A 20525-nucleotide genomic window follows, 5' to 3' on the forward strand; every position below is an offset into this window, starting at 1 on the left:
AGCCCTACTCTCCCACCCGCTGCTGCAACCTTGCCTTCACGATCCCGTCCCGCGCGAGCTGATCCGCGCGTTCGTTCTCGGGGTGACCGGCGTGGCCCTTGACCCAATGCCAGCGTACCTCATGCGGCTTCAGCGCGGCGTCCAGGCGCTGCCACAGCTCGACATTCTTCACCGGCTTCTTGTCGGCGGTGCGCCAGCCGTTGCGCTTCCAGCCATGAATCCAGCCGGTGATGCCCTGCCGGACATACTGGCTGTCGGTGTAGAGATCGACCGTGCACGGCTTCTTCAGCGCTTCCAGCGCGGAGATCGCCGCCATCAGCTCCATCTGGTTGTTGGTGGTGTGGCGCTCGCCGCCGTTCAGCTCTTTTTCCGTGTCGCCGAACTTGAGGATCGCACCCCAGCCGCCCGGCCCGGGATTTCCCGAGCAGGCGCCATCGGTATAGATCGTGACATTGGGAAGCTCGCTCACGCCACCAGCCCCGACGGCATCAGCCCATAATCGCGTACGCTCGTCACGCTCTGGTGGAAGCGCAGCTTGCGGACATATTCCAGCGGATCCTTCGGCTTGACCAGCGCGCCCTCGGGCACGTTGAGCCAGTCGACCAGCCGCGTCAGCAGGAAGCGGATTGCAGCACCGCGCGCCAGCAGCGGCAGCGCAGCCTCTTCGGCGTCGGAGAGCTTTCGTACGCGGCCATAGGCGTTGAGGAAGGCGCGCGCCTTGGTGACGTTGAAGGAATGATCCGGCTCGAAGCACCAGGCGTTGAGGCAGATCGCGACGTCATAGGCCAGCATGTCGTTGCAGGCGAAGGTGAAGTCGATGATCCCGGATAGCTGGTCGCCGAGGAAGAAGACGTTGTCGTTGAAGAGGTCGGCGTGGATCACGCCCTCCGGCAGGTTGCCCGGCCAGATCCCGCCCGAGAGATAGTCGAGCTCCTGGCCAAGAAACGCGCGCAGGCCCGGCTGCACCTCGTCGGCACGATTTGACGCCGCATCGAACAGCGGCCGCCAGCCCGAGACCGACAGCGCATTGGCGCGTCTGATCGCAAAATTCGCGCCGGCCAGATGCATCTTCGCCAGCGCCCCGCCGACCCCGGCGCAATGGGCCACGTTCGGCTTGCGCGGCCACATGCCTTCGAGAAAGGTGATGATCGCCGCGGGACGTCCCGACAGCTCGCGCAACGCCTCGCCGTCCCGTCCCTTCACCGGCAGCGGGCAGTTGATGCCGTGCTCGGAAAGATGCGTCATCAGCGCAAGGAAGAACGGCAGATCGTTCTTGGCCACCCGCTTCTCGTAGAGCGTGAGGATGAACGACCCCTGGCTGGTATGCAGCAGGAAGTTGGTGTTCTCGACGCCCTCGGCGATGCCCTTGTAGGAGAGCAATTCGCCGAGATCATATTGCTTCAGGAAATCCGCAAGCTCGTCGGCGGCAACGTCGGTGTAGACCGCCATAAAAGTCTACTCGGCGGCGGCTTCGGGGCGCACCTGACGCGGCAGCGGGAAGAACTCGTTCTCCTCCGCGGCCGAGACTGTCTCCACATGCAGCGTGTAGCGCTCGGCAAAGGCGTCCATGATCTCCTCGACGATCACTTCCGGCGCGGATGCGCCCGCGGTGATGCCGAGGCTCTTGATGTTGGCGAACCGGTCCCAGTCGAGATCGGTGGCGCGCTGCGCCAGCACGGCGATGCCGCAGCCCTCGCGCTCGGCGACCTCGCGCAGGCGCTGCGAGTTCGACGAATTGGGCGCACCGACGACGATGAGCGCGTCGACCACCGGCGCCACCTTCTTCACCGCGAGCTGGCGGTTGGTGGTGGCGTAGCAGATGTCTTCCTTGTGCGGCCCGTTGATGTTCGGGAAGCGCTCCTTGAGCAGGGCCACGATCTCCGCGGTGTCGTCGATCGACAGCGTGGTCTGGGTCACGAAGGCGAGGTTGTTGGGGTCCTTCGGGGAGATGGTCTTGGCGTCCTCGGCGGTCTCGATCAGGGTCACGGCGCCGGTCGGAAGCTGGCCGAGCGTGCCGACCACCTCGGGGTGATGGGAGTGGCCGATCAGGAAGATCTCGCGGCCGCGCTTGAAGTGGATCGCGGCCTCGCGATGCACCTTGGTCACCAGCGGGCAGGTCGCATCCAGCGAGAACAGGTTGCGGGACTGGGCGTCGGCCGGAACCGATTTCGGCACGCCGTGGGCCGAGAACACCACCGGCGCGGAGGTGTTTTCCGGGATTTCGGCGAGTTCCTCGACGAAGATCGCTCCCTTTTTCTTCAACCCGTCGACGACATATTTGTTGTGCACAATCTCATGGCGAACATAGACGGGCGCGCCGTACTTATCGAGCGCCCGTTCCACGGTGTCGATCGCCCGGACCACCCCGGCGCAGAAGCCGCGGGGAGAACAAAGCACGATCTTGAGGTCTGGTTTGGCTGACATTGAGCGATCTCGGGACCGAATCACCTCGCCAAATGGGCGGGAAGCGGTCGATGGATGGAATAGGGCTTAGGTACGGGCTTACAGGGAATTGGGCCCCCTTTCGGGCGCTGTCAAGGCACTATCTATAGCAGAACCATTGCGTGGCTACCCCCTCCCGGCTTATATAGCCCGAATTCCCAGTCATCGCTGATGACCACCGGCTTCGCCTCCAAAGGGGTGGGCGAAGCACAAAGGAGATTTGCCATGAGCAACGCACCGCTGATGCCCAAGGCGACCGCCGTCTGGCTGCTCGACAACACCGCGCTGACCTTCGACCAGGTCGCCGATTTCACCAAGATGCATCCCCTCGAGGTGCGCGCGATCGCCGACGGCGATGCTGCCCAGGGCATCAAGGGCATGGATCCCCTCTCCAACGGCCAGCTGACCCGCGAGGAGATCGAGAAGGGCGAGAAGAATCCGGATTATCGGCTCCGCCTGCAGGAGAGCAAGGTGGTGCTGCCGCCCCAGCCCAAGCGCAAGGGCCCGCGCTACACCCCGGTCTCGCGCCGCCATGAGCGTCCGAGCGCCATCCTCTGGCTGCTGCGCAACCATGCCGAGCTCAAGGACGCCCAGATCATGCGCCTGGTCGGCACCACCAAGAGCACCATCGCGAGCGTGCGGGACCGGACCCACTGGAACACCTCCCAGCTGACCCCGATCGACCCCGTTACCCTCGGTCTCTGCTCGCAGATCGAGCTCGATTTCGAGGTGGCGCGCGCCGCCAAGGAGAAGCCGATCGACGCAGCCTATGGCGGCGCCACCCTGCTGCCGGCGTCCGAGACCACCAAGAAGGACGAATTCGAGCCGGCCGAGCGATCGAGCGACGACCTCAACCTCGACGCCGTGTTCGCCAAGCTGAAGACGCTCGGCGGCAAGAAGCAGGACGAGGAGGAGTAAGACGCTCCTCTCTTTCGTCATCGAAACGCAAAACGCGGCGGGAAACCCGCCGCGTTTTTGTTTTGTGTCGCCCACCCTCGGTGGTCGTCCCCCGCGAGCGCGGGGACGCCATCGGGATGTGTCGCGGCGACAATGCCTCCTTTTGGACCCGCTCAGAACTTGTACGTCACGCCCGCGCCGACCAGCCACGGATCGATATGGGCAGTGCCGGTGACCGGCAGGCCGGAGACGGTCGCGCTGTAATCCGGACGCAGCCAGAGCTTCTTGACGTCGACGTTGAGACCCCAATGCCGGTCGATCATGTAGTCGAAGCCGAACTGCACGGCGCCGCCCCAGGCGTTGCTGACATGCAAATTGGTGGTGGTGGCGACGATCGCGGGCGGACCGACGATTGCGGCAGGCGTGTTGGCCGCGGAATTGTTGAAGAACACGGTGTAGTTCACGCCGGCGCCGACATACGGCTTGAACGCGCCGAACTGGTCGAAGTGATATTGCAGCGTCAGCGTCGGCGGCAGCAGCGTGGTCTTGCCGATCGGCAGGTTCGCGAGCGAGCCGGTGCCGCTGATCGAGTGCCGGGTTACGCCGAGGATCAGTTCGGCCGCGATGTTCTTGGTGAAGAAGTAGCTGATGTCGAGCTCGGGGACGACCTGGTCGCTGATCGAGAGGCTGGAATTCGGCGACGACAGCGAGGGCACGCCCGCGACATTGACGGTCGAGCCGCCGCCATCGGGCAGCACGCCGAGCACGCGCAGACGCACCATCCACGGATTGAACGCCTCCACCGGCGGCGGCGCCTTCTTGTAAACCGGCAAATCGGCAGCTTGCACTGATGCAAAAGTGCCCGCGAGCATCGCGCCGACCGTCGCAAGCCGCGCCAGGTTTCTTGTCGTTCTCTGCATTGTAGTCCCCTTCAGCCATCTTCCGCGCGTCGATGCGCGATATGAGCGTCTGAGCAGAAAGGGGGCGCTGGAGGATTTGATGCCGATCAAATCGGGCGAAACGCGCCACGATTTGGCCGCAGCGTTGCAGATCTGTCACGACCAATGTGCGTGAAGATGCCGGATGATACCGCGTCCGATATCAGGGCCGATCGGGATGGTTCAGCATGTATTCGCCGAGGTCGCGCTGGCGGCGGTCGGCACGGGCGGTGGCGGCGTTGCGCTGGACGTCGCGGTCCTTGCGGCAGGCCACGTATTCCGGCGAGCCCTGCGCATTGCCCCGGCTCAGGCAGACCGCATCGTCATCGTCGCCGCCCACCGCCACCGGCGTCTGGTAGCGCGCGGAGCAGGCGGAGAGAGCGATGGCGAGCAGGGGGATGGCCCCGTACTGCGCGAGCTTGGCTAACATGGATCAGTCCTATCTCGTCCGTCATTGCCGGGCTTGACCCGGCAATCCATCGAAATCAAGGCAATTGATTGCTCATTGATGGGTGCCCGGGTCAAGCCCGGGCACGACGACAGCGGAGCCGGCCTCATACCCGCCCCTTCAACGCCTCCCCGATTTCGTCGAGCGTCTTGGGATCCTCGATCGTCGCCGGCATGGTCCAGCTATCGCCGTCGGCGATCTTCTTGATGGTCCCACGCAAGATCTTTCCGGAGCGCGTCTTGGGCAGGCGGCCGACGGTGATGGCGAGCTTGAAGGCCGCGACCGGGCCGAGCTTGTCGCGCACTAGCGCGATGATCTCCTTCTCGATCTCGGCGGGCGCACGCTTCACGCCGGTCTTGAGCACCAGGAAGCCGCAGGGCACTTCGCCCTTGATCGCGTCCTTGACGCCGAGCACCGCGCATTCGGCGACGTCGGGATGCGAGGCCAGGATCTCCTCCATGCCGCCGGTGGAGAGCCGATGGCCGGCGACGTTGATGATGTCGTCGGTGCGGCCCATGACGAAGACATAGCCGTCCTCGTCCTTGTAGCCGGCATCGGAGGTTTTGTAGTAGCCGGGAAATTCGCTGAGATAAGCTTCCCTGAAGCGATCGTCCTGATTCCACAGCGTCGGCAGGCAGCCCGGCGGCATCGGCAGCTTGATGACGATCGAGCCCATGGTGTTGGGTCCCACCGGCTTTGCCGCTTCGTCGACCACGTCGACCTGGTAGCCCGGCATCGGCACCGTCGGCGAGCCATGCTTCACCGGCAGCATGCCGAGCCCGACCGGGTTGCCGGCGATGCACCAGCCGGTCTCGGTCTGCCACCAATGGTCGATCACCGGCACCTTCAGCTGCTGTTCCGCCCATTCGACGGTCGGCGGATCGGCCCGCTCGCCGGCGAGGAACAAGGTGCGGAATTTCGACAGGTCGTATTGCCGGATGAACTTTCCTTCCGGATCGTCTTTCCGGATCGCGCGGAACGCGGTCGGCGCGGTGAAGAAAGCGATCGCCTTGTGCTCGGCGATCACGCGCCAGAACGCACCGGCATCGGGCGTGCCGACCGGCTTGCCCTCGTACATGATCGTCGTCGCGCCGTGCAGCAGCGGGCCGTAGACGATGTAGCTGTGGCCGACCACCCAGCCGATGTCGGAACCGCACCACCACACCTCGCCGGGCTTGACGCCATAGAGGTTGAACATCGACCATTTCACCGCGACGAGATGGCCGCCATTGTCGCGCACGACGCCCTTCGGAATGCCCGTGGTGCCCGAGGTGTAGAGGATGTAGAGCGGATCGGTAGCGGCGACGGGTACGCAAGCGGCCTTCTTGCCGTCGTTCATCGCCTTGCGGCGCAGGCTCGCCCAATCGTAGTCCCGGCCCGGGGTCATGTCGCAAGTGAGCTGCGGACGCTGCAGCACGATGCAGGCCTTCGGCTTGCTGCCGGCAAGCCTGATCGCCTCGTCGAGCAGCGGCTTGTACTGCACGATGCGGCCGGGCTCGATGCCGCAGCTTGCCGAGAGGATGAGTTTCGGCTGAGCGTCGTCGATGCGGGTGGCGAGCTCCTTCGCCGCAAAGCCGCCGAACACCACGGAGTGCACCGCACCGACGCGCGCGCAGGCGAGCATCGCGACCACGGCCTCCGGCACCATCGGCATATAGAGGATGACGCGATCGCCCTTGGCGACACCGAAATCCTGCATGATGGCGCCAAGCGCCTGCACCTCGTGCAGCAATTCGGCATAGGTGAGTCTGGTGACGCTGCCCGCCAGCGGCGAATCATGGATCAGCGCGACCTGGTCGGCACGGCCGCCTTCGACATGGCGATCGAGCGCGTTGTGGCAGGTATTGACGACACCGCCGACGTACCAGCGGCCGTAGGTCCCCTGCGAGGGATCGAAGATCGTCTTCGGCGGCTCGATCCAGTCGATCTCCTTCGCCGCCTCGGCCCAGAAGCCCTCGGGATCGGCCAGCGAGCGCGCATGGACTTCGTGATAACGACTTTTACCGTCGGCGTTCATTCGCGCGCTCCCGTCCCTTATTGGCCTGACCTTGAACCTTGCGGCAGGACGGTCGCCCCGCCATGACCCGGATCAAGGATCGGACTTGTTTGGGGGCTATTTTCCCGGGAACGGGCTGCGGTTCAAGCTGAAAAGGATGGGTCATTTTTCCCTCTCCCCATTCTTAGGGGAGCAGGGCGGGGTGAGGGCTGCATCCGCAATCACGCTATAGGAGCTGGACTCGCGGAGAGCCCCTCACCCCGAATTTGCCATCGCACATTCCGGCCTCTCCCCCCTCCAGGCATGGCAATCGCATATAAGAAACCGTGGCGGGAATCTCGCCCGTGGCCATCCTTCGAGACGCCCGCCTCCGGCGGGCCCTCAGGATGACGACGGAGTCTGCAGCGGCCATTTCAACGGACACAACTGCAACTCAGCCTCATCCTGAGAGACCGCCACGGGGTCCGCGCAAAGCGCGGCCGATGACATGCTCCGCGGTCGTCTCGAAGGACGAGGCGCTTGCTCAGGCCCATCCGAAAGTCATATGCGATAGCCCTGCCGCAGGCGGGGAGAGGCGAAAGGCGTGCCTCAACTCTCCGTCGCATTCAGTTTCTGCAACCGCTCCTGCATGACCTTCTTCAGATCATAGCCCGGCCGGCCGAAGCTGGCGTTACGATGGCTGAGGAAATCGCGCTGGGTCTTGCGCAGCTCGCTGGCCGAGCGCCTGCTCGCCGATTTCAGCACGCGCTCGTAGGTCTCGGCGATCTGGCGATCGAGCATGCCGAGCTGCGGATCGGCGCAGATCACCTTCTCGACCTCGCGTTTGGCCGTCGCGCATGCGAAGGACGGACCGTTGCCGGAAGCGGCTGCGAGAGGCCGCAGCGGCTCATCTCCGAATTTCGCGATCTCCGCGACCATGCTGCGGCGGCCGTTGGCAGCGTTCTCGTTGCCGGGATCGAGCTTGAGCGCCGTCTCGTAATCGGCCAGCGCCTTCTTGCGCTCGCCCATCTTCTTGTAGAGGACCGCGCGGTTGTTGTAGGTCAGCGCGAAATTCGGATCGAGCCTCAGGGCAGCCTCGTAGTCACCGAGCGCGGCTCCGAGCTCCCCCTTGAACTGGTAGGAATCGCCGCGATTGGTGAAGAAGTTCGGCCGGGGCGCCAGCCGCAGCGCCTGGTCGTAATCGGCAATCGCCTTGTCGTACTCTTTCATCGCGGCATAGGTGAGTCCGCGATTGTCGAAATATTCGGGCACCTTCGGATCGAGCCTGATCGCCTCGCCGTCGTCGGCCACCGCCTTGTCGAGCTGGCCGAGCTTCTTGTATGCGGCGCCGCGGTTGGTGTAGGTGCGGGGACGGTTGGGATCGAGCCGCAGCGCCTCGCTGAGATCCTTGATCGCCTTCTCGTTGTCGCCGCCGAGATAGTAGTTCACGCCGCGGTCGGACCAAGCCTGTGCATCATCCGGCTTCAGCTTGATTGCCTGGTCGTAATCGGCGAGCGCCCGGTCGAGCCTGCGCTGGGTCGTGTAGACCACACCGCGCAGCTCGTAGGCCTCCGCATCCTGCGGATCGAGCTCGATCGCCTTGCCGAGGTCGGCCGCCGCACGATTGAGATCGCCGCCGCCCTCGCGCAGGAGATCGCCGCGCAGGCGCCATGCCTTTGCATTCCTGCCGTCGAGCGCAATGGCCCGGTCGATGTCCCGCAAGGCCTGCGTGAGGCCGCCCGAGGTGCGGGCATGGGCGTCGGCACGAACCAGCAGCGCCGCGGCGCGCTCGGACGCGGGACTTGCACCCTGGTCGATGATGACAGTGCAGGCCGGGACCAGCTCCGCGGGAGCAGCCTTGCTGCCGATGACGCAATCGGCGCCCGCCGAGGCGGGAGCTGCAAGGACGAGGCTCATGGCCGCACTGAGCAGAAAAGTGCGAAGCGAGGCTTTGGCAGGGGAAAGCCGTTGCGCGGAAAGATGCGTGCCGCACATGACAGAGTGCTCCGTGACGTCAGGTTTTCACCATTGTCGCGGCGGGACAGGGATGGGTTCAACGCGGGCCCGTCGACCCCGTCATGGCCGGGCTTGTCCCGGGCATGACGAACTCTCTTGGAGCAACGCCCCTCAATACCCGTCAACCCCGTTGATCTGTCGCAGGCGCTCCTGCATCGCCTTTTTCAGATCATAACCCGGCCGGCCGTATCCGGCATTTCTGCGCGCGATGAATTCATCCTGCTCACGTTGGATCTTGCGCGCCTCCGCCGGGCTCCCGGCTTCGCGGATGACGCGCAAATGCGACCCGAAGATCTCGCGATCGAGATCGGCCAGCTCGCGGTTGCCGCAGATCGCCTTCTCTGCCCCACGGCGCGCCCGCGCGCAATTGAAGCTGGGCTTGCCGGCGACGGCCATCTGCGCGCCGATCCGCTCGATCTCGCGCGCCATTGCCTTGTGATTGGCCCTGGCCTTCTCGTGGTTCGGGTCGATCTTCAATGCCGCGCCGAAATCCTGCACCGCCTTGGGCTTGTCGCCCTTCTTCAGCCAGAGTTCGCCGCGCGCATTCCAGATGTCGGCGAGCGCAGGGTCGAGCGAAAGAACGCGGCTGTCGTCGGCGATGGCGCGATCGATCTGGTCGTGCCGCGCATGGAGCGCTGCGCGCGCGATCAGCGCCTTAATCAGATCCGCCTTCGCCGTCTTCTCATTGTCGATCACGGCGGCACAGGCCGTCGCGGCCTTGTCCATGTCGTCGGCTGCAGCCGCCGCGAGGCATGGGGCGACATCGACCTGTATCACCGCCGCCGGCTCGCCGCCGGTCGCCGCCTGAGCGGCGGCGAACGACAGCGCGCAAAACAACGCGGCACCTGATGACTGAATGAGCTTCTGAAAACGCATGTTTCTTGCTGTTGGAAGTCCGCTTGAGTCTTGCCCTGAGCTTTGCCTTAAGTCTTGTCTTAAGTCTTGCCTCGGGACCGCACTATCCATCATACGGCCGGATTGGTGCTGGCTTGTGGCGCCGCTCAACCGGCTCGGGGATCATCGTGTCGACATTCGAATGGATCATCGCGCTTCTGCTCGGCGCCGTTGCCTTATCGGCGCTGGCGCGGCGGATCAAGGTCCCCTACCCGACCTTTCTCGCCATCGGCGGCGCGCTGATCGCTTTCGTGCCGAACAGCCCGTCCTGGGCGCTGGAGCCGGACCTGGCATTGGCGCTTTTTGTCGCACCGGTGCTGCTCGATGCCGCCTTCGACACCTCGCTGCGCGATTTGCGCAACAATTGGGTTCCGGTCTCGACCCTGGTCGTCGCCGCGGTCGGCCTGACCACGGCCGGCGTCGCTTTCGTCGCGCACCGGCTGATGCCCGAGATGCCATGGGCCGCCGCGGTCGCGCTCGGGGCCATCGTGGCGCCGCCCGATGCGGCCGCTGCGGTTGCGATCCTGAGCCAGGTCAAGCTGCCCCATCGCATGGTGAAGGTCCTGGAGGGCGAAAGCCTGCTCAACGACGCCAGCGCGCTCCTGATCTATCGCATCGCAGTCGGTGCGGTCGCCACCGAGCATCTGACCTGGAGCCAGGTCGCGCCGACGATGGCGCTGGCCCTGGTCGGCAGCGTCGTCGCCGGCCTGATCGCGGGCTACATCGTCCCGCTGCTTCTGGAACGCGTCAAGGAAGCACCGAGCGCGATCATCGTGCAGTTCGCCACCACCTTCATGGTCTGGATCGCCGCCGAGCATCTCGGCCTTTCCGGCATCCTCACCATCGTGGTCTATGCCATGACGATGGCGCGCTCGGCAGGCGCGCGCATGCCGGCGCGGCTGCGCGTGCCGTCCTATGCGGTCTGGGAGACGATCGTATTCGTGCTCAACGTGCTGGCCTTCATGCTGATCGGCATGCAGATGCGCCCGATCTGGACGCGGCTCAACGCGGACGTGCGCTGGGAATATTGCGTGGCCGCGGCCTGGATCCTGCTCACCGTGGTGCTGGTCCGGCTGCTCTGGGTGACGTTCTATCGCGCGATCCTGCGCGTGCTGGTGGCGCGGGGAATGTTTCACCCCAAGGACCCGAAGGCCGTGGCTTCGCCGAAGGGCGGCCTCATCATCTCCTGGTGCGGCATGCGCGGCCTCGTCACGCTCGCCACCGCCTTCGCCCTGCCGGAGAATTTTCCCCATCGCGATTTCATCGTCTTCATCGCGTTTGCGGTGGTGCTGGGATCGCTGGTGATCCAGGGCCTGACGCTGCGGCCACTGATCCTGGCGTTTGGCCTCAAAGACGACGATCCCGTCGGCACCGAGGTCGCGCGGGCGCGTGCGGTCGCCTATCGCGCCGCGCTCGATGCAATCGAGAGCGATCCGTCGGAGGAGGCGGAGATCCTGCGGCTCGAATATCGCGCCATCCTGATGCAGGCCGAGGGCGACCCCAACGGCGGCATCGCCAACGGCGAACTGCCGGCCGATCCCCTGCGCCGCCGCGCCATCGAGGCTGCCCGCAAATCGATCTTCGAGCTCCGGGCCACCGAAGTGATCGGCGACGACGCCTTCCACCGGATCGAAGAGGAGCTCGATCGCGCAGAATTGAGCGCCGGGGGATGAGGCCCGGTGATGACAAGCTCCGCAGCCGTCCCAGACACGAACAGAGAAAACGGAAGACGTTGAACCAAACGCCGCCTTCCCAGACTCACCCCTGATGACGACTCTGACCGAAGATCGTCGTGTACGCGCGCGTGATGCGTCGCCTGCACGATATTTTTATCTCCACATGGCCCTGGCCTGCGCGGCCACCGCCTTCCTGGGCTTCGCACCAACCTATTGGATGCCGCTCGCGCGCGGTGCATTGTCCGCAGGCCCCGTGATTCACTTTCACGGCTTCCTGTTCTTCACCTGGTCGCTCTATTTCGTGCTCCAGACCTGGCTCGCGGCCTCGGGCCGCGTGGTCAATCACCGCTCGCTCGGCATTGCCGGCGTGTCGCTCGCGACCGCGATGACGATCTTCGGCTTCCTCGCCTCCGTACACGTGATGCAGCATTCCGCCGCCCTCGGGCAGCGCGAGGCCGGCATCGCCTTCTCGATCGTGCCGATGAGCGGGATTGCGTTCTTCGCAATCGTGTTCGTGCTGGCGATCATGAACACGCGCAGGCCCGGGATTCACAAGCGCCTGATGCTGCTCGCGGCAGTCTCGATCCTCGACGCTGCGATCGCGCGCTGGTTCCTGACATTCCTGGCACCTCCGGGACCGCCCGGCCCGCCGCCGGTGCCGGTGACGATCGCGCCGGCCGTGGTCGCCTCGCTCCTGCTGGTCGTCGCCATGGTGCGGGACTGGCGCGCCGAAGGCCGGGTGCATCCGGTCTACATCTATGGCACGCTGGCGCTGCTGGCGGTGAAGGTGCTGAACTGGCCGATCAGCGAGAGCGCCGCGTGGCATCGATTTGCCGGCGGGATATTGGCGCTGGCGCAGTAGGTCGCCAAACACACCACTGTCGTGCCAAGCACCAATCTCAATCCGTCACCCTGAGATGGCCGCTTCTTCAGCGGCCCTCGAAGGGCGACGCTCCGGCTGCCAAAACGGGGCCGCTCATCCTTCGCGGCTCCCCGCGCGATGCTCTGCATCGCACACCTCGCACCTCAGGATGACGGTTCTATCTGTGTTGCCTTAAGCCCCCGCCTTGCACGTGATCCCGCCGTCGACCACCAGTTCGATCCCCGTCACATATTTCGACTCGTCCGACGCCAGGAACAACGCGGCGTTGGCGACGTCGAAGGCATCGCCCATGTGGCCCATCGGCACCTGTGCATCGCGGGCGCGCCACATCGCTTCCACATCGCCCTTGGCGTAGCTGTTGGCGAGCCCCGCGGAATGCTCGACCATCGGCGTCTTCATCAGGCCGGGCAGGATCGCATTGACCCGCACATGGCTCTTCGCAAACTCGATCGCGGTGGTGCGCGTCATCTGGTTCATCGCCGCCTTCGAGGTGCCGTAGGTGACATAGGAGATCCCCATGTGGCGAATCGAGGCGATCGAGGAGATGTTGATGATCGAGCCGCCGCCCTGCTTCACCATGACGGGAATGACGTGCTTCATGGCGAAATAGGCGCTCTTGAGATTGACGCTGAAGACGCGGTCCCAGCTCTCCTCGGTGACCTCGACCACGCTGCCCATCTCGGCGATGCCGACATTGTTGTCGAGCACGTCGATGCGGCCATAGGCCGTCAGGCACGCCGCCACCATCGCCTCGATCTCGCTCGCGTGGGACACGTCGGCCGTGAAGGCGATCGCCTTGCCGCCTTCGCCGGTGATGATCTCTGCGGTCTCCTCGGCCGCAGCGCCATTGCGGTCGACGCAAAACACCTGCGCGCCCTCGCGCGCGAACGTCACGGCAGTGGCCTTGCCGTTGCCCCAGCCGGGGCCGATCGAGCCGGCCCCCACCACCATCGCAACCTTGCCCTTGAGCCGATCCATCCCGTGCCTCCTTGTTGTTGCTCTTGTAGCCCGGATGAGCGGAGCGATATCCGGGGCAGCCGTTCCCGCATATCGCTCCGCTCATGCGGGCTACGGGTCCTTGCAGACTTTCATCGTGGTGACGTTAGCACCAATGGGATGCCCGACAATCTCCGACAGCGTCCGGCATTGCCCATCATGACACAGCCGCCACTCCCCCGCCGCGCCCGAATTGCCGAGCACGACCTCCGGCATCGGTGCCCGCTTCGGCTGCCACTGAAACCAGCCGTCGACCAGCCGCGCCTCGGGCGGCGGCTCCATGCCGGGGCCGGTGCCCTTGACGCGGGCCTGCACCAGCTCGAGACCGGCGGGGGTGACGCGCCAGTCTTCCTGCCAATCGACTTTCGCGATCGAATGCGTCCAGACCAGCGTGAACGCGGACAGCGCCAGCGCCTTCACGCCGCCGGCGGTGGCGAAGCAGAGACTCACACCGCCTCGACAGGCGCCGGCGGGCGCTGCCGCCATTGCCACAGCACGATGGCCGCAGCGAGCACGAAGCCCGCGGTGTCGCTGAACTGGAAGTCGCCGAGCAGGCAGAACGCGGCGCCGAGCCCGACCAGGCGCTCGATCAGCGTCAGCCGCGTGAACAGGAAACCGATCGCCACCATGCCGAACAGGGCGATCGCCACCAACGCCTTGACGCTCGCCAATGCCACCGCACCATAGAAGCCGAGCTTGGCCGCCATGGGATCGCCGGCCTGCAACATCAAGGCCGGCGAATAGACGAAGATGAAGGGAATGACATAGCCGGCGAGCGCGATGCGCATTGCCTCCCAGCCGATCTTGTCCGGGTTCTCCTTGGCAATCGGCGCCGCCGCGAGCGCGGCCAGCGCCACCGGCGGCGAGAGGTCGGCCATGATGCCGTAGTAGAACGCGAACATGTGGCTCGCGATCAGCGGCACGCCGAGCTTCGCCAGCGCCGGCGCGGCGAGCGCGGCGGTGATGATGTAGGTCGGGATGGTCGGGATGCCGGTGCCGAGCAGGATCGACAGCAGCATGGTCATGATCAGCGCCAGGAACAGGCTCTTCTCGCCGAGCCCGATCACCCAGCCGCCGAAGATGGTGCCGACACCGGTCTGCGACATCATGCCGATGATGACGCCGACGATGGCGCAGGCCATGCCGACGGTGATCGCGGACTTCGCGCTTTCGGCCAGCGCATCGCGGCACTCGCGCAAGGCCTTGAACCCGCCACGCACGAAAGCGGCAATCACGATCAGCCCGACCACGACGCTCGCAACCGGCACGATCTTGAGGCCGTCACGCGACAGTGCGGCGACGACGAGCGCAAGTCCGATCCAGAAGATGGCGCGGATCACATTCGAGGGGGCGCCGGTGGTGATGGCGGTGCCGAGGATCAGCGCCACGGTCAGCGCGAGCCCCATGCTGCCGGCATAAAGCGGCGTAAAACCCTCGAACAGCATGTAGACGAGCGCGGCAAGCGGCAGCACGAGGTACCAGCGCGTCACCAGCGCCTTCCAGGCGCTCGGGATTTCCGAGCGCTTCATGCCGACCAGGCCGTGCTTGCCGGCTTCCAGATGCACCATCCAAAACGCGGACGCGAAATAGAGGATGGCGGGGATTGCCGCCGCCTTGACGATCTCGGAATATTGCACGCCGAGCGTCTCGGCCATGATGAAGGCGACTGCGCCCATCACCGGCGGCATGATCTGGCCGCCCATCGAAGCCGTGGCCTCGACGCCGGCCGCGAACGCGCGGCGATAGCCGAACCTGATCATCAAGGGAATCGTGAACTGGCCGACGGTGACGACATTGGCGACACCCGAGCCGGAGATCGTGCCCATCATCCCCGAGGCGAACACCGCGACTTTCGCGGGTCCGCCGCGGGTGCGGCCGAACAGGCCGAGCGACACGTCGGTGAAGAGCTGGATCATGCCGGCCCGCTCCAGGAACGAGCCGAACAATATGAACAGGAAGATGTAGGTCGCCGACACGTAGATCGGCACGCCGTAGAATCCCTCGGTGCCGAACGACAGATGCGTGATGATCTGGTCGAAATCGTAACCGCGATGGTTGAGCGGCGACGGCAGGTACTGGCCGAAGAACCAGTAGACGAGGCAGGCGCCGCACATCAGCGGCAGCGCCGCTCCCATCAGGCGCCGCGTGCCCTCGAAGATCAGCACCGCCAGCACCGTTCCGACCACGAGATCGAGCCGCGTCGGGTCGCCGTCGCGCGCGATCAGATCGGCGTAGAAGATCCACTGGTAGAGCCCGCAAAGGAATCCGGCGCCGCCGATCGCCCAGCCGAGCGCGCGGCCGAAATTGCTCTTCGCGGTGAAGTTGGCGATGAGGCCGAAGGTGAGCAGGACGAGGAAGCCGACATGGACGCCGCGCACCACCTGGCTCGGCAGATAGTTGAAGGCGGCGACATAGAGCTGGAAAATGGCGAAGGCGATGCCGATCCAATAGGCGAGCGCGCCCCACCCGCGCGGGCCGAAGCCTTCCGGGAAACCGTGCTCGAAATTGTCGAACTCGACCTTGACCTTCTCGGGCGCAGCCTGCGCGCCCTCTGCCTGCAACATCGACATGTCCCGTGCCCTGAAATCGTCATGCCCGGGCTTGACCCGGGCATCCATCTAAAGATGAGTCATGAAGGATGGATGGCCGGGTCAAGCCCGGCCATGACACCTGCCCTACATGACACCTGCCCTACTTGATCAGCCCTTTTTCCTTGTAATAGCGGATCGCGCCCGGGTGCAGCGGAACCGGGCTGCCGGTCGCGGCGGTCTCGAGCTTGATCTCCTTGCCGGCCGCATGCGCATTCTGCAATTCCGGCAGCGATTCGTAGATCAGCTTGGTCATCTGATAGGCGAGATCGTCCGACACCGCGGAGCTGGTGACGAGATAGTTGATCACGGCCGCGGTCGGCACGTCCTTGTCCTGGCCGGTATAGGTGTTGGCCGGAATGATTGCGGAGACGAAGGGCGGGCCGATCTTGTCGACGGTCTCCTTCGGCACCGACACCACCGTGATCGGGCTCGATGTCGACAGGTCCTTCAGCGAAGCGACGCCGAGGCCGGCCGATTGCAGCGTCGCTGCGAGCTGACGGTTCTTCATCAGATCCACGGACTCGGCAAAGGGCAGATATTCGACCTTGCCGAGATCCTTGTAGCTCATGCCGGCGGCAGCCAGGATCGCACGCGAATTCAGCTCCGTGCCGGACTTCGGCGCGCCGACGGAGAGGCTTTTGCCCTTGAGGTCGGCCAGCGTCTTGATGCCGGATTCAGTGGTCGCGACGATCTGGATGTAGTTCGGATAGATCGCGCCGATGGTGCGGAGCTTGTCCAGCTTGGTCTTGAAGCCGGCTTCCTCGTCGCCGTCCCAGGCGGCCTTGAGCGAATCGCCCAGCGTGAACGCCAGCTCGCCGCGGCCCTGCTGCAGCAGGATCAGGTTCTCGACCGACGCCTTGGTGGCCTGCACCTGCGTCTTCACGTTCGGAATCTTGTCGCCGTAGATCTTCCCGATTGCGACCCCGAGCGGGTAGTAGACGCCGGAAGTGCCGCCGGTCAGCACGTTGATGAAGGATTGCGCCTGCGCGCAAGGTGCCGACGCCGCCAGAGCAAGAGCCGCGGCCGCGCCGAAAATGGTCCGTTTCATGGTTGTTGTTCTCCCCAAACCGGCGGCGAAATTGGCCGGATGAGGGATGCGGGTCAACCCATCCGAAAGATAAAAAGGACTTGGGGGAAATGGCCGGTCGGGCTCGGTTTTCGGGAACCCGGGACTGCGGCGAGGTGGCGCAGCCCTGGCCGCGCCCCTCTCACTGGAACGTCATATCCAGGCACTTGGAGATGTCGGAACCGAGGCCGGACGAGATGGTGATGCAGCCGCGGATCTTCTGCGCCCCGACATCGGCTGCCCAGACCGAATAACCGCCAGGGCCGAAGAACGAGTTGGTGTTCGGCGGCTCGGTCTCGGTCGCGTCGAAATCATATTTCCCGTCGGTCTCGAAGATGCGCGGCTTCTTGATGCAGCCGCCGTCGGTCTGGACGTTGATGACTTCCTTGTTGTCGCGGGTCAGCGCCAGCGAGACCTGGCAGCGGAAATATTCCGAGGTCTTGGCGTTGAAAAGATAAGTGTAGGATTTGCAGGTCGCGGTGTTCAGCTTGCCCGGGGCGAGGCCGCGGCTGCACGAAATGCGCTGGTTGTGGCTAAGCTGGTAGTCATCGGCCCGGGCGGCCGGCGCCAGCGCCGTCAACGACAATGCAGCAGCCCAGCAAAGTTTAATCACATGGCGCATCCGAATCATCCCTGCCAATAATTTTGTCGAGTTGCGTTCTAGACGGAAAGCGGAACATAGTCGCGAGGGGACGAAGGGAAAATCACAAACTGCTGGGCAAGACGTGATGCGCCGCGGCGCTTTCGCAAATTGACCCTGACATGCCGTTCGTGATTTGTTCAAGCCCGATGCCCCAGCGAGGGGAGGATGGGATCATGGCATTTCCAACGAAGACATTTGCACTTGTTTCGGTTGCACTCGCAACGCTCGGCGCCTTCGCCGGGCCTGCTTTCGCGCAAGCCCCGGCAACGCCGTGGGAGCTCAAGCCCGACACGGGCTACGCCTATGACAAGGAAGGCAAGACCTTTTCCTACAAGATGGGCACCAGCAACGCCGGCGAGCTGCTGAAGGGCGCCAAGAAGGTCCCGAGAGGCACGCTGTTCTTCATCGGCCACAACGGCCAGCTCTACATGCGCAGCGGCCCGTATCTCGAAGGCGACGGCAAGTTCAAGTTCGGGCCGGATCAGTAGGCGGTTTCGCTGACGCGCGACGGCGGCACCACATTCTCAGTGTCATCGTCCGCGAAGGCGGACGATCCAGTATTCCGGAGACGGACGTGGCTGAACCGAGAAGCCGCGGCGTACTGGATGCCCCGCCTTCGCGGAGCACGACAGCAGGGGGCGGCAGCTCGCGAGCGGCTAAAACGCCGCCGCCATTTCCCTTGCGCCGGGTTTGCTGCTGTTCGAATCCATCCGGTCGTCCGTCACCGCGAGCAGCTTCGCCACCGTGTTGTGGCGGATCGCGACCGGGTTGCGCTCGTAGCCGCCGCGCTGGAAGAAGTTCGAGGTCGGCACCTGCTCGCGCATGGCCTGCGGCATCGTCACCATGTCGAGCCCGGTGCCGTCGCCGGTGAGGTTCATCATCTCGAGCTCGGCCGCGGTGAGCGGACGGCTGTAGCCCTTGGCGCGGGCGAACAACACCGAGGTCAGGAGCTTGTGGGTCTGCAACATCGGCCCGACGTCGATGTCGAGCACCATCGCATGCATGGCCCAGCCCTGCGCGGTGTTGCCGATCTTCTCGTGCTCCGACCATGTGTCGGGCACCGATTTCGCATGCGCCACCATCTTCTTCAGCACGACGAGCTTATGCTCGAGCGCGTGGCGCGCCGGACCTGACGTCCGCGTCACCTTCTCGGAGAGCGCACGGATGAGCTCGTGCCCCTGCTCGGCCAGCAGCTCGACGCTGTTGGTGGTCAGGAGCTGGTTGTAGCCCATCGCGGTCGAGATCGCGCGCTTGCCGCCATGCTCGATTCCCGCCTGCACGTCATGATTGCCGGTGCCGCCGGTCTCGAACGAATAAACCCGCACGGCCTGCTCGCGGGTCAGCCCGGAGGCCAGCGCGTAGCGCGCATAGGCGCGCTTGAACTCGATCTCGCTCGCCGGGCGCTGCGGCGTGAACTGATAGAGCTCCTGCGCCGCGCGCAGGAAATCGGCGACCACCGGAATAGGCTTTTTGGCGGGACGGTCCGGCGTTTCCTCCGGCTCCGGATTCACCGGCTTCTTCGGTCCGTTATAGAGCGGCGGATGCTCCAGCACGTAGTCGTCGAGCGTCACCTGCTGCCCGCTGCGACGCTTGGCGTTGCGGCCTTTCCGCTTCTCCGAGATCTGGCTCCAATAGGCGCCGGCCTCGGCGTCGAAGGCCGCGCGCGCCGCCTGATATTCCGCGAGCTTGCGGCGATATTCGAGCACGGCGGGCGATGCCCCCGCGCCTTGCGCGAAAAACTGCGACAGCAACTGGGCGTTGGCATCGCGAACGGCCGGGGACAGCGCCCCGGCCTCGCCGCCGCTTGCGGCGGGTGTGATCAGGACGAGCGCAAGTGGAACCAGCGCGAGCTTGTTTCGAATCGAATGATGCATGCTGCCCTCTTAGCAGGCATCCGGTAACCGTCACGTTAACGTGCCGTTTACCTTCATTTCCAGGCGAATACCGGCTGTTCCAGCTCGGTGACGCGGGTCTGCCGCCCGGCCAGCACCTCGCGGAACTGGTAGATCAGGGCCGCCGTCGGCGCATGGATCAGGCTCATCTGGTGATGGAAGCGGATGACGCGACGGGTGCTCTCGGGGATCGCGGTGAAATCGAAGGCCTCGTCGCGCTCGATCGTGTCGAGCGCAATGCGATGGACGGAAGCAACCTCGTCCGGGTTCGGCCGGATCGCTGCGCTGTCGGCCGCCCACACCACCACCGGCGTGATCAGATAGCCGGAGCGGGTCGGATAGTCGTCGAGCAGGCCGAGCACCGCGTCGGCCGAAAGCTTCAGCGCGAGCTCTTCATCCAGCTCGCGCAGCGCCGCCTCGACCGGCGTCTCGCCGGCATCGCAGCGTCCGCCGGGCAGCGCCCACTGGCCGCGATGCGCGCGCAAGCTCGATGCGCGCTTGGTGAGCGAAAGGCGGTGTCATCGCCCTCATTGGCCTCGGTCAGCGCCAGCACCACCGCGGCGCGCTTCAGCGCCGACGGCGCAGCCTCGTCAGGCAGTCGCGCGAAGGAGGCGCAGGCGGCTTCGATATTCCGTCTGGTGGCATCGCCGAAAGGTCTCATGATGCTTGACTACACCAGGACTGCATCTGATGAAACGAGGAGAGAGATGCGTTGCAGGGATGAACGGAAAGATGACGAGCAAGGCCGCTACAAAGCTCAAATCGGAGGGCTGGAGTATCCTCGAAACCACCGGCTTCATGCACCTGATCGGTCCGCTGTGGGAGCGCAAGGTCGACGGTCGTTACGAGTTCGCACTCGCGACCGAGGACAAGCACCACAACCGCCGCGGCATGGTCCAGGGCGGCGTGATGATGACCTTCGCCGACCGCACCTGCGGCATGACCGCCCGCTACACCTCCGGCAAGGAGTACATGGCGACCGTGCAGCTCGACACTCATTTCGTCGAGGCCGGCCAGATCGGCGACATCCTGATCTCCCGCCCCCACGTGGTGCGCTCGACCCGCAGCCTCATCTTCATGAGCACGGAGGTGACCGTGGATGGTCGCTGCATCGTGATGGCGAACGGTGTATTCAAGATCCTGAAGGGGCCGGGGTAGTTGGTCGGGC

The 20525-nt window shown here is 64.9% G+C and carries 19 protein-coding genes and 1 pseudogene; 5 read left to right on the forward strand and 15 right to left on the reverse strand.

Going from position 1 to position 20525, the window contains the following annotated elements; genetic code table 11:
- Positions 1-4: 4 nt before the first annotated feature.
- The 3 genes from rnhA to ispH are packed head-to-tail and all read right to left on the reverse strand — an operon-like array spanning position 5 to position 2424.
- The gene (gene rnhA / locus CIT40_RS30485) at positions 5-469 is read right to left on the reverse strand and encodes a ribonuclease HI (protein WP_094892989.1); all 465 of its coding nucleotides are present in this window, start codon (positions 467-469) and stop codon (positions 5-7) included.
- Complete coding sequence (locus CIT40_RS30490) at positions 466-1449, reverse strand: homoserine kinase (RefSeq protein WP_094892990.1); 984 nt, start codon at positions 1447-1449, stop codon at positions 466-468. The genes rnhA and CIT40_RS30490 overlap by 4 nt, the downstream gene beginning before the upstream one ends.
- 6 nt (positions 1450-1455) lie before the next feature.
- Positions 1456-2424, reverse strand: coding sequence for a 4-hydroxy-3-methylbut-2-enyl diphosphate reductase (gene ispH, locus CIT40_RS30495; protein WP_094892991.1), 969 nt, complete (start codon positions 2422-2424; stop codon positions 1456-1458).
- A 243-nt stretch (positions 2425-2667) separates the two neighbouring features.
- Here ispH and CIT40_RS30500 point away from each other — a divergent pair, with 243 nt between their 5' ends.
- Positions 2668-3360, forward strand: a complete 693-nt coding sequence (locus CIT40_RS30500; protein WP_162307747.1) for a DUF1013 domain-containing protein — start codon at positions 2668-2670, stop codon at positions 3358-3360.
- Between the two features lie 152 nt (positions 3361-3512).
- Here the strand turns inward: CIT40_RS30500 and CIT40_RS30505 are convergent, their stop codons facing one another.
- From CIT40_RS30505 to CIT40_RS30525, 5 genes are all read right to left on the reverse strand, one after another.
- Positions 3513-4259 (reverse strand): OmpW/AlkL family protein, encoded by a 747-nt coding sequence (locus tag CIT40_RS30505; protein WP_094892993.1) that lies wholly within the window; start codon positions 4257-4259, stop codon positions 3513-3515.
- 181 nt (positions 4260-4440) lie between these two features.
- On the reverse strand, positions 4441-4707 hold the full coding sequence (locus CIT40_RS30510; RefSeq protein WP_094892994.1) for a hypothetical protein: 267 nt from the start codon (positions 4705-4707) through the stop codon (positions 4441-4443).
- Positions 4708-4831: 124 nt separating this feature from the next.
- Complete coding sequence (locus CIT40_RS30515) at positions 4832-6742, reverse strand: propionyl-CoA synthetase (RefSeq protein ID WP_094892995.1); 1911 nt, start codon at positions 6740-6742, stop codon at positions 4832-4834.
- A 567-nt stretch (positions 6743-7309) separates the two neighbouring features.
- Positions 7310-8695: a tetratricopeptide repeat protein gene (locus CIT40_RS30520; RefSeq protein WP_094892996.1), complete on the reverse strand. Its 1386-nt coding sequence runs from the start codon at positions 8693-8695 to the stop codon at positions 7310-7312.
- Between the two features lie 132 nt (positions 8696-8827).
- Positions 8828-9592: a tetratricopeptide repeat protein gene (locus CIT40_RS30525; RefSeq protein WP_162307748.1), complete on the reverse strand. Its 765-nt coding sequence runs from the start codon at positions 9590-9592 to the stop codon at positions 8828-8830.
- Between the two features lie 146 nt (positions 9593-9738).
- On the opposite strand from CIT40_RS30525, the gene CIT40_RS30530 reads away from it, so the two are divergent.
- Both CIT40_RS30530 and CIT40_RS30535 read left to right on the forward strand, forming a co-directional pair.
- Positions 9739-11283 carry a cation:proton antiporter gene (locus CIT40_RS30530; RefSeq protein ID WP_094893172.1) on the forward strand — a complete coding sequence of 515 codons (1545 nt, stop codon included), beginning with the start codon at positions 9739-9741 and terminating at the stop codon, positions 11281-11283.
- A 94-nt stretch (positions 11284-11377) separates the two neighbouring features.
- Positions 11378-12148 carry a hypothetical protein gene (locus tag CIT40_RS30535; RefSeq protein WP_094892998.1) on the forward strand — a complete coding sequence of 257 codons (771 nt, stop codon included), beginning with the start codon at positions 11378-11380 and terminating at the stop codon, positions 12146-12148.
- 192 nt (positions 12149-12340) lie between these two features.
- Here the strand turns inward: CIT40_RS30535 and CIT40_RS30540 are convergent, their stop codons facing one another.
- The 5 genes from CIT40_RS30540 to CIT40_RS30560 form a co-directional block, all read right to left on the reverse strand.
- Positions 12341-13147 (reverse strand): SDR family NAD(P)-dependent oxidoreductase, encoded by an 807-nt coding sequence (locus tag CIT40_RS30540; RefSeq protein ID WP_094892999.1) that lies wholly within the window; start codon positions 13145-13147, stop codon positions 12341-12343.
- Positions 13148-13237: 90 nt separating this feature from the next.
- Positions 13238-13651, reverse strand: a complete 414-nt coding sequence (locus CIT40_RS30545) for a DUF1850 domain-containing protein (protein ID WP_094893000.1) — start codon at positions 13649-13651, stop codon at positions 13238-13240.
- On the reverse strand, positions 13612-15729 hold the full coding sequence (locus CIT40_RS30550) for a TRAP transporter permease (RefSeq protein WP_094893173.1): 2118 nt from the start codon (positions 15727-15729) through the stop codon (positions 13612-13614). The genes CIT40_RS30545 and CIT40_RS30550 overlap by 40 nt, the downstream gene beginning before the upstream one ends.
- Before the next feature lie 127 nt (positions 15730-15856).
- Positions 15857-16804 carry a TAXI family TRAP transporter solute-binding subunit gene (locus tag CIT40_RS30555; protein WP_094893001.1) on the reverse strand — a complete coding sequence of 316 codons (948 nt, stop codon included), beginning with the start codon at positions 16802-16804 and terminating at the stop codon, positions 15857-15859.
- A 160-nt stretch (positions 16805-16964) separates the two neighbouring features.
- The gene (locus tag CIT40_RS30560; protein ID WP_162307749.1) at positions 16965-17444 is read right to left on the reverse strand and encodes a hypothetical protein; all 480 of its coding nucleotides are present in this window, start codon (positions 17442-17444) and stop codon (positions 16965-16967) included.
- A gap of 194 nt (positions 17445-17638) precedes the next feature.
- Here CIT40_RS30560 and CIT40_RS30565 point away from each other — a divergent pair, with 194 nt between their 5' ends.
- Positions 17639-17953: a hypothetical protein gene (locus CIT40_RS30565; RefSeq protein WP_094893003.1), complete on the forward strand. Its 315-nt coding sequence runs from the start codon at positions 17639-17641 to the stop codon at positions 17951-17953.
- Between the two features lie 168 nt (positions 17954-18121).
- Here the strand turns inward: CIT40_RS30565 and CIT40_RS30570 are convergent, their stop codons facing one another.
- Positions 18122-19339: a hypothetical protein gene (locus CIT40_RS30570; RefSeq protein ID WP_094893004.1), complete on the reverse strand. Its 1218-nt coding sequence runs from the start codon at positions 19337-19339 to the stop codon at positions 18122-18124.
- Positions 19340-19392: 53 nt separating this feature from the next.
- Positions 19393-20018, reverse strand: a pseudogene (locus tag CIT40_RS30575) (NUDIX hydrolase).
- Positions 20019-20089: 71 nt separating this feature from the next.
- On the opposite strand from CIT40_RS30575, the gene CIT40_RS30580 reads away from it, so the two are divergent.
- Positions 20090-20515, forward strand: a complete 426-nt coding sequence (locus CIT40_RS30580) for a PaaI family thioesterase (RefSeq protein WP_162307750.1) — start codon at positions 20090-20092, stop codon at positions 20513-20515.
- Positions 20516-20525: the final 10 nt, after the last annotated feature.

The organism is Bradyrhizobium amphicarpaeae (assembly GCF_002266435.3).
In the GTDB taxonomy this organism is placed as follows: Bacteria; Pseudomonadota; Alphaproteobacteria; order Rhizobiales; family Xanthobacteraceae; genus Bradyrhizobium; species Bradyrhizobium amphicarpaeae.

What these genes read in the sequence shown, in the direction of transcription:
- CIT40_RS30500 (WP_162307747.1), top strand. Translation starts at nt 2,668, where the DNA reads ATGAGCAACGCACCGCTGATGCCCAAGGCGACCGCCGTCTGGCTGCTC.
- CIT40_RS30580 (WP_162307750.1), top strand. Translation starts at nt 20,090, where the DNA reads ATGACGAGCAAGGCCGCTACAAAGCTCAAATCGGAGGGCTGGAGTATC.
- CIT40_RS30540 (WP_094892999.1), bottom strand. Translation starts at nt 13,147, where the DNA reads ATGGATCGGCTCAAGGGCAAGGTTGCGATGGTGGTGGGGGCCGGCTCG.
- CIT40_RS30570 (WP_094893004.1), bottom strand. Translation starts at nt 19,339, where the DNA reads ATGCATCATTCGATTCGAAACAAGCTCGCGCTGGTTCCACTTGCGCTC.
- CIT40_RS30545 (WP_094893000.1), bottom strand. Translation starts at nt 13,651, where the DNA reads ATGGCGGCAGCGCCCGCCGGCGCCTGTCGAGGCGGTGTGAGTCTCTGC.
- CIT40_RS30510 (WP_094892994.1), bottom strand. Translation starts at nt 4,707, where the DNA reads ATGTTAGCCAAGCTCGCGCAGTACGGGGCCATCCCCCTGCTCGCCATC.
- CIT40_RS30555 (WP_094893001.1), bottom strand. Translation starts at nt 16,804, where the DNA reads ATGAAACGGACCATTTTCGGCGCGGCCGCGGCTCTTGCTCTGGCGGCG.
- CIT40_RS30490 (WP_094892990.1), bottom strand. Translation starts at nt 1,449, where the DNA reads ATGGCGGTCTACACCGACGTTGCCGCCGACGAGCTTGCGGATTTCCTG.
- CIT40_RS30520 (WP_094892996.1), bottom strand. Translation starts at nt 8,695, where the DNA reads ATGTGCGGCACGCATCTTTCCGCGCAACGGCTTTCCCCTGCCAAAGCC.
- CIT40_RS30515 (WP_094892995.1), bottom strand. Translation starts at nt 6,742, where the DNA reads ATGAACGCCGACGGTAAAAGTCGTTATCACGAAGTCCATGCGCGCTCG.
- ispH (WP_094892991.1), bottom strand. Translation starts at nt 2,424, where the DNA reads ATGTCAGCCAAACCAGACCTCAAGATCGTGCTTTGTTCTCCCCGCGGC.
- CIT40_RS30525 (WP_162307748.1), bottom strand. Translation starts at nt 9,592, where the DNA reads ATGCGTTTTCAGAAGCTCATTCAGTCATCAGGTGCCGCGTTGTTTTGC.
- CIT40_RS30550 (WP_094893173.1), bottom strand. Translation starts at nt 15,729, where the DNA reads ATGTTGCAGGCAGAGGGCGCGCAGGCTGCGCCCGAGAAGGTCAAGGTC.
- CIT40_RS30505 (WP_094892993.1), bottom strand. Translation starts at nt 4,259, where the DNA reads ATGCAGAGAACGACAAGAAACCTGGCGCGGCTTGCGACGGTCGGCGCG.
- CIT40_RS30560 (WP_162307749.1), bottom strand. Translation starts at nt 17,444, where the DNA reads ATGCGCCATGTGATTAAACTTTGCTGGGCTGCTGCATTGTCGTTGACG.
- CIT40_RS30565 (WP_094893003.1), top strand. Translation starts at nt 17,639, where the DNA reads ATGGCATTTCCAACGAAGACATTTGCACTTGTTTCGGTTGCACTCGCA.
- CIT40_RS30535 (WP_094892998.1), top strand. Translation starts at nt 11,378, where the DNA reads ATGACGACTCTGACCGAAGATCGTCGTGTACGCGCGCGTGATGCGTCG.